Source organism: Actinoplanes sp. NPDC049316, assembly GCF_040677315.1.
In the GTDB taxonomy this organism is placed as follows: Bacteria; Actinomycetota; Actinomycetes; order Mycobacteriales; family Micromonosporaceae; genus Actinoplanes.
On the sequence record NZ_JBFAQM010000054.1, the window covers coordinates 25,690 to 32,346 of the forward strand.

The 6,657-nt window shown below is 71.9% G+C and carries 7 protein-coding genes; 2 read left to right on the forward strand and 5 right to left on the reverse strand.

Features of this window, described 5'->3' with window-relative positions:
* Window positions 1-36: 36 nt before the first annotated feature.
* Genes AB0K03_RS40455 through AB0K03_RS40465 form a run of 3 tightly spaced genes read right to left on the reverse strand, consistent with a single transcriptional unit; the run spans window position 37 to window position 2,702 of the window.
* Entirely contained in the window at window positions 37-1,068 is a 1,032-nt protein-coding gene (locus AB0K03_RS40455; protein WP_364697265.1) for an ABC transporter substrate-binding protein, read from the reverse strand.
* Window positions 1,061-1,912, reverse strand: coding sequence for an ABC transporter permease (locus AB0K03_RS40460; protein ID WP_364697268.1), 852 nt, complete (start codon window positions 1,910-1,912; stop codon window positions 1,061-1,063). The genes AB0K03_RS40455 and AB0K03_RS40460 overlap by 8 nt, the downstream gene beginning before the upstream one ends.
* Complete coding sequence (locus tag AB0K03_RS40465) at window positions 1,902-2,702, reverse strand: ABC transporter ATP-binding protein (RefSeq protein ID WP_364697271.1); 801 nt, start codon at window positions 2,700-2,702, stop codon at window positions 1,902-1,904. The genes AB0K03_RS40460 and AB0K03_RS40465 overlap by 11 nt, the downstream gene beginning before the upstream one ends.
* A 165-nt stretch (window positions 2,703-2,867) precedes the next feature.
* On the opposite strand from AB0K03_RS40465, the gene AB0K03_RS40470 reads away from it, so the two are divergent.
* Entirely contained in the window at window positions 2,868-4,472 is a 1,605-nt protein-coding gene (locus tag AB0K03_RS40470; RefSeq protein ID WP_364697274.1) for an ATP-binding protein, read from the forward strand.
* A complete protein-coding gene (locus AB0K03_RS40475; RefSeq protein ID WP_364697277.1) occupies window positions 4,469-5,125 on the forward strand; it encodes a response regulator in 657 nt (218 codons plus the stop codon). Before AB0K03_RS40470 ends, AB0K03_RS40475 begins: the two co-directional genes overlap by 4 nt.
* Window positions 5,126-5,227: 102 nt before the next feature.
* Here the strand turns inward: AB0K03_RS40475 and AB0K03_RS40480 are convergent, their stop codons facing one another.
* The gene (locus AB0K03_RS40480; protein WP_364697280.1) at window positions 5,228-6,034 is read right to left on the reverse strand and encodes an SGNH/GDSL hydrolase family protein; all 807 of its coding nucleotides are present in this window, start codon (window positions 6,032-6,034) and stop codon (window positions 5,228-5,230) included.
* A gap of 169 nt (window positions 6,035-6,203) precedes the next feature.
* Entirely contained in the window at window positions 6,204-6,572 is a 369-nt protein-coding gene (locus AB0K03_RS40485; protein ID WP_364697283.1) for an ATP-binding protein, read from the reverse strand.
* Between the last annotated feature and the right edge of the window lie 85 nt (window positions 6,573-6,657).

Below are 6,657 nucleotides of genomic sequence, written 5' to 3' on the forward strand. Positions count from 1 at the left end.
GCTCCCGGGCCAGCATTCCATCAATATGTCTCGATATCAACCAGCCACTTTCGACGCGTACGCGGTGGTGTAGGTCTTGCTCAGGTCCACCTGGTCCTTCTTGCCCTTGACGTTCGGGGAGAACTGGCTGAGCACCTCCAGCACGTTCTTCGCGCCGTCGGGCTTCATCAGGCCGTCGCCGTTGAACATGCCGATGCTGTCGTGGATCGCCCGGACGTACAGCTGCGGGTTGCCGGCGGCGTACTCGGGGGGCATCTTCGCCGCGATCTCCTCGGGGCTGTGGCCGTCGATCCAGCGCAGCGTCTTCACGAAGGCGTTCGCGAGTTTCTGCACCGTCTCGGGGTGCCCCTGCACCCAGCCGCAGTCCATGTAGAGCGAGCTGGCCGGGTATAGGCCGCCGAGGGCGGCGCGGGTGCCCTGCTCCGTACGCATGTCCAGCAGGATCTTGCCCTTGCCGGTGCTGACCAGCTGGGCGGCGGTGGGGTCGGTGGTCATGCCGGCGTCGATGCCGCCGTTGTCGAGCGCGGCGATGAAGGTCTGGCCCGCACCCGCCTTGACGGTCGTGTAGTCGCCGCTGCGCAGGCCGCCCTTGGTCGCCAGGTACTGGGTGAGGAAGTCGGTGGACGATCCGGGGCTGGTGACGCCGAGCTTGCGCCCCTTGAAGTCGGCCGGCCCCCGGATCCGACCGGCCTTGCCCGCCGCGACGATCTCGACCTCGCCGGGCACGTCGGCGAACTGCACCACGCTCTCGATGCACTTGCCTTTGGTCTGCAGGTCGATGGTGTGGTCGTAGAAGCCCACCACGCCCTGCACGTCCCCGGCGATCAGGACGTTCTCGGCCGTCGCGCCGGACGGCTCGGTCAGCAGCTTGACGTCGAGTCCCTCGGCGCGGAATCCGCCGAGCTGCTCGGTGAGCTTGGCGGGCAGATAGATGACCTTGTCGATGCCACCCACCATGATGGTGAGCTGCGGCTGCGCGCCGCCGGCGGACGCCTCGCCGGGCGCGGTGCCACGGCATCCGGCGAGCAGCAGCCCGGCGCAGCCGAGCACGGCCAGGACTTTACGCATTGTCGGCTCCTTCGTGCAGCGCCGGCGGCCGCCAGCGCAAGAGGCGGTTCTCGAGCAGCGTCAGCAGCCACTCGGCGGACAGGGCCAGGACCGTGGTGATGATCATCGCGGCGTAGATGCCGGCCGCGTCGAACGTGCCCTGGGCGTTGGAGATGAGCAGGCCGAGGCCCTTGTCGGCGCCGGCGTACTCGCCCACGACGGCGCCGATGAGCGCGAAGCCGAAGGCGGCGTGCAGCGAGGCGAAGATCCACGAGGTCGCGCTCGGCACGACGATCGAGGTGAGCACCTGGGTCCGCGAGGCGCCCAGGATCCGGGCGTTGTTGACCAGGTCGCGGTCGACCTCGCGGGCGCCCTGGAAGGCGTTGAAGAAGACCGCGAAGAAGACCAGCACGACCGCGGTCGCGACCTTCGAGGTGAGGCCCAGCCCGAACCAGATGACGAACAAGGAGGCGAGCACGATGCGCGGCACCGCGTTCGCCGCCTTGATGAACGGGGCGGCCACCTCGGCCGCGAAGCGGGCCCGGCCGAGGAGGATGCCCAGCACCACGCCCGCGATCGCGCCGATGAGGAAGCCCAGCACGGCCTCCTGCAACGTGGTCGAGATCTGCGTCCAGACCGAGCCGAACGCGGTGCCGACGGTGCACCAGTCGACCAGCCGGTCCCAGATCGCCGACGGTTTCGAGTAGAAGAACGGGTCGATCCAGTGCGTCGCCGCCAGCTCCCAGCTGGCGAGCCACACGACGACGACCGCGAGGCGTACGCCCCAGAGCTTGCCCTTCCGGCGCCGCCGGGGCGCCGCTTCGGGCTCGGTGTCCCGCGGCGGGGCGAGCGTGTCAGCTTGCACGGCTCATCGCCTCCATCCGGGCGCGGGCGACCTCGTCGCGCAGGCTCTCCCAGATCTCCCGGTACGTGTCGACGAACGCCGGCGTCAGCCGGATCTCCTCGACGTCGCGGGGCCGGGGCAGCGGCACGTCGAAGACGGCCTTGACCGTGGCCGGGCTGGAGGTCATCACCACCACCCGGTCGGCCAGCGCGATCGCCTCCTCGAGGTCGTGGGTCACGAAGACGACGGCAGCGCCGGTGCCCTGCCACAGCCGCAGCAGCTCGTCCTGCATCAGCGCCCGGGTCTGCACGTCGAGCGCGCTGAACGGCTCGTCCATGAGCATGATCCGTGGCTCGTTGACCAGCGTCTGCGCCAGCGCCACCCGCTTGCGCATGCCGCCGGAGAGCTGGTGCGGGTAGTAGGTCGCGAACGCCACCAGGCCGACCCGCTCGACCCAGACCATCGCCTTGGCACGGGCCTCGCCCTTCGCCATGCCGCGGTAGCGCGGGCCGGCGGCGACGTTGTCGACGACCGAGCGCCAGGGCAGCACCGCGTCGGACTGGAACATGTAGCCGACGCCGGGCGGGATGCCGCGGACCGGCTCGCCGTCGACGTCGACCTCGCCGGAGGACGGCGGTTCGAGCCCGGAGATCAGCGACAGCGTGGTGGACTTGCCGCAGCCGGTGGGCCCGACGACGGCGACGAACTCGCCGGCGGCGACGGTGAAGGTGAGGTCGCGGACGGCGGTGTGCGGGCGCCCGCCCGTACCGGGGAATCGTTTGGTGGCGTTGCGCAGGGCGATCACGCTCATGCGGCGCTCCCGTCAAGTTACGCGGATGTTTCGTAGCGCCGACCGTAGGGAGCCCGGGGCGGACTGCGAACCCTTGTCGGCGTTCTCGGCTCAACCCGCGTTAGCCGCGTATTGCGCGTTCTGCTCAGGGGTGTTCCGGCGCCGGTCCGGCGGTACGCTCCCGCCATGTCTCGCCCGCGTACCCGGCGGCCGGTGCCCTTCGCGCGGCAGGCGCTGGCGCTGCAGGCCGCCGTGCTCGTCGTGGTGGTGGGGCTCGGCTTCGGCCTCGTCGGCTGGCTCTTCGACAGGGAGCTGACCGAGCAGTACGGCCGGCGCGCCCTCGCCGTCGCGCACACGCTGGCGGCGGACCCGGCGATCGCCGAGGCCGCCGCGGCCGACGATCCCGGCCACGCCCTGCCGGCCAGGGCCGAGGCGGCACGCTCGGCCAGCGGCGCGCTCTTCGTCGTCATCACCAACCGCGAGGGCATCCGCCTCGCCCATCCCGACCCCCGGCGGCTGCACGAGCCGGTCAGCACGGACCCGTCGGAGGTGCTGCGCGGGCACGACACCATCAACGTCGAGCGCGGCACGCTGGGCCTGTCGGCCCGCGGCAAGACCCCGCTGCAGGACCCGGACGGCAGGATCGTCGGCGAGGTCAGTGTGGGGTTCAAAGCCGACCAGATCCGGGGGTACGTGCTGCAGCAGCTCGGCCTCGCGGCGGTGCTGGCGGGCTGCGCGCTGCTGCTCGGGCTCGGCGGCTCCGCCCTGCTCACCCGCCGGCTCAAGCGGCTGACGCTGGGCCTGGAGCCGCACGAGCTGGCGGAGCTGGTGCAGGAGCGCGAGGCGGTGCTGCACGGCATCAGCGAGGGTGTGCTGGCCGTCGACACCGGCGGGCGGGTGTCCGTCTGCAACGACGAGGCTGCTCGGCTGCTCGGCGTACGGCCCGTCCCCGGCGACCCGCTCGCCGCGCTGAGCCTGCCGCCGGCCCTGCGCTCGGCGCTCGCGGACCATGAGTCCGCGGACAACCTCATCACCGTCGCCGGCGACCGCGTGCTCGTGGCCAACTACCGCGAGGTACGCCGCGACGGCCGCGACCTCGGTGGCGTGTTGACCCTGCGGGACCGTACGGACCTCGAGAACGTCACCCGCGAGCTCGACTCGGTCCGTACGCTCAGCACCGCCCTGCGGGCCCAGCGCCACGAGTTCGCCAACCGCCTGCACGTGCTCAACGGCCTGCTGCAGAACGGCCACCGCAGCGAGGCGCTGGAGTTCCTGCACGCCGTGTCCGACGTCCTGCCGCTGGCGGACGCGGCCGTGGACGACCCGTACCTGCAGGCCTTCGTGGCCGCGAAGACCGCCGAGGCCGCGGAGAAGGACGTCCGGCTCGCGCTGGCCGACACGAGCTGGGTCGGCGCCCGGGTGACCGCGCCGGTCGAGGTCACCACGGTGCTCGGCATCCTGGTCGACAACGCGCTGGAGGCGGCCCGGATGGGCGCGCGCCGCCCGGCGTGGGTGGACCTGGCCCTGCTGGAGGACGGCGGCACGCTGCACATCTCGGTCGTCGACTCCGGTGACGGCGTCCCGGCGGAGCTGGGCGACCGCATCTTCACCGCCGGGGTGTCCACTCGCGACGGCGACGGCCGTGGGCTGGGTCTCGCATTGGCCCGGCAGGCGGCTCGCCGGTTGGGTGGCGACGTCCGGCTGGCGTGCGCGGCGGGCGAGGGCCACGGCGCCGTGCTGGAGGCTCGGCTGCCCGGAGCGCTGCATCCGGCGCCGGTGGGTGTGCCGTGATCCGCGTGCTGGTGGTGGAGGACGACTTCCGCGTCGCGAAGGTGCACGTCGGCTTCACGCAGCGGGTCGACGGCTTCACCGTGGCGGGCGCCGCGCGGACGGCCGCCGAGGCGCGTTCGGTGCTCGCCGGCGGCGGTGTCGATCTCGTGCTGCTCGACACGTTCCTGCCCGACGAGTCGGGGCTGGACCTGCTGGGCGAGCTGAGCGTCGACGCCATCATGCTCACCGCCGCCTGCGACGCCGCCACGGTGCGCACGGCGTACGCCCGCGGGGCCCTCAACTTCCTGGTCAAGCCGTTCACCGCCGAGCAGCTCGCGGACCGGCTGGTGGCGTACCGGCACTACCGCTCGGTGCTGTCCGGGGACCGTACGCTCAGCCAGGACGAGATCGACCGGTGCTGGCGGATCCTGCACGACGGCGACCGGCCGGCCGCGCCCAAGGGGCAGTCCGCCGTGACGCTGCGCCTGGTGAGCGAGGCGCTGCGGGCCGCCGGTACGCCGCGGACCGCCGCCGAGGTCGCCGACGAGCTGGGGATCTCGCGGGCCACCGCCCAGCGCTACCTGGCGGCGCTGGCCCGCGACGGGGCGGCGGAGATGCGGCTGCGCTACGGCGCCACCGGCCGCCCCGAGCACCGGTACCGCTGGTCGCAGTGACGGCCCGGCGGGTGGGGGAGCCCGCCGGGCCGTCGCGAGTCGGCGGTTGGGGAGTCCGCCGGGCCGCCGCGGGCCGGCGTGCCGGACGGCACGCCGGCACCGTCAGCGCAGTGCCGATTCCAGCGCGGGCAGGTAGCCGTACCGGTAGCCGTTGCCGTTGGGGTGGAACGAGTCCGTCGGCGGGATCACGGTGAGGCCGTTCAGCCACGGGCTCGATCCGCAGATGCCGTGGCCGGCGAACTCGTCGCTGACATCGGACCAGGTCGCGCCCGCCGCCCGGACCCGCTCGGCGATGACCCGGTTGAGCTCGGCCGCGCCCTTGTTGAGCGACTTGCGCTTGGGGATGCTCATGCCGGCGAAGCCGCAGCTCGGGGCGGTCTCGTCGAACAGGATGGGGTAGCCGAGCACGACGATCCGCGCGTTCGGGGCCTTGCGCTGGATGTCGCGGTACGTCGCGTCGAGCTTGGCCGGGATCTGCTGGGAGACCACCTTGATCGCGGCGTCGACGGTGGCCGCACAGGCGCCGTCGCTGACCAGCGTGCAGGTGATGACGGCCGGGGCGAACCCGGCGTCGTTACCGCCGATGGTGAGCGACACGAGGTCGGTGCTCGTGGAGAGCGCCGAGAGCTGACTCGCCCGCAGGGTGTCGGTGGTGGCGCCGCCGCACGCGACCGAGCGGTACGACTTGGGGTCGTTGGCGGTGTCCCACAGGCCGGGGTAGCCGTTGGGGCTGCGCAGGCAGAGTCCACTCTGCCCGGAGGTGCCGACGCCGGAGGAGTAGGAGTCGCCCAGGGCGACGTAGTCCCACTCCGAGGGGGATGAGGAGGCGGCCGCCGCAGGGGCCGCGGTGACGAGGGTCAGCAGGGTCGTGGAGACGAGGCAGGCGAGAAGGGTGGTACGTCTGCTCATCGGGGTGGCCTCCGGTCCGCGGGGGGATGGGGGCCGGAGCGCTCCGGTTACCGAACAGTAAGTCAAGGGTCACAGGAAAGAAACACAGTGACATTCCTGTTACCTCGTAGTAACATCCGTCGATGTGACCTGCATCTATGCCATGCAGTCATGTTACGTGCGCGGAGTGTTATTGCTTGCCGGGCGGCAATTCGCAGGTGATCAGCACCCGTGTGCCCTTGCCGGCAGTGGTCTCGATATGGAGCCCCGCGCAGATCTGACGCGCCAGCCAGATGCCGTGCCCGCCGATGTGCCCGGCCTTGCGGCGCAGCGTCTCGTCCAGTCGCTCCGACGTGATGCCGGGTCCCTCGTCCTTCACCTGGCACCACAGCGCGGAGCCTTCACGCCAGAGCTGGATCCGGCCGCGGCCGCCGCCGTGCCGGACGGCGTTCGTGGTGATCTCGTTGACCGCCAGGACGAAGTTGAACACGGCCACCTCGTCGAGGCCGCCGGCCCGTGCGTGCCGCACCAGTTCCCGGCGGATGAGCCCCAGGGTCATTGCATTGTCCCGTTACTGCTGGTCACGGCTGTGATGAGATCGTGTGGGCGGTGGTTGGCGCGGCGGCTGGCCCGGGCGATGCTGG

Excerpts from the sequence above, each read along its gene's own strand:
- AB0K03_RS40485 (WP_364697283.1), bottom strand. The coding sequence starts at position 6,572 with ATGACCCTGGGGCTCATCCGCCGGGAACTGGTGCGGCACGCACGGGCC.
- AB0K03_RS40470 (WP_364697274.1), top strand. The coding sequence starts at position 2,868 with ATGTCTCGCCCGCGTACCCGGCGGCCGGTGCCCTTCGCGCGGCAGGCG.
- AB0K03_RS40480 (WP_364697280.1), bottom strand. The coding sequence starts at position 6,034 with ATGAGCAGACGTACCACCCTTCTCGCCTGCCTCGTCTCCACGACCCTG.
- AB0K03_RS40465 (WP_364697271.1), bottom strand. The coding sequence starts at position 2,702 with ATGAGCGTGATCGCCCTGCGCAACGCCACCAAACGATTCCCCGGTACG.
- AB0K03_RS40455 (WP_364697265.1), bottom strand. The coding sequence starts at position 1,068 with ATGCGTAAAGTCCTGGCCGTGCTCGGCTGCGCCGGGCTGCTGCTCGCC.